Raw genomic sequence first — 233 nt, 5'->3', positions numbered from 1 at the left:
AGTCTTTCTCATCGGTATTACTCTCATTATATATGATCCTCTTGTAACTATTGCAGGAGCAGTTATATTCGTAGGTGGTTATTTAATTCTTTTTAGAATAACTAAGCCTAAATTATCACAGAACAGTATGCGAATATCTAAACGAAACCAACAAAGATTACGTGATTTAAATGAGGGGTTTGGAGATATTAAGATTGTTATTTTAGTGAAGAAAGAAGAGTATTTTATACAAA

Annotated in this window: 1 protein-coding gene; it reads left to right on the top strand. The window is 30.0% G+C overall.

The window, feature by feature from the left end; genetic code table 11:
* Positions 1 to 233, top strand: a 233-nt coding sequence (locus V6255_RS18295; RefSeq protein ID WP_425355950.1) for a hypothetical protein, incomplete at both ends; no start/stop codon positions are given.

Origin of the sequence: Psychromonas arctica (genome assembly GCF_038155225.1) — a bacterium.
GTDB classification, from domain to species: Bacteria; Pseudomonadota; Gammaproteobacteria; order Enterobacterales; family Psychromonadaceae; genus Psychromonas; species Psychromonas arctica_B.
This window is presented reverse-complemented; position numbering and strand designations above follow the sequence as displayed.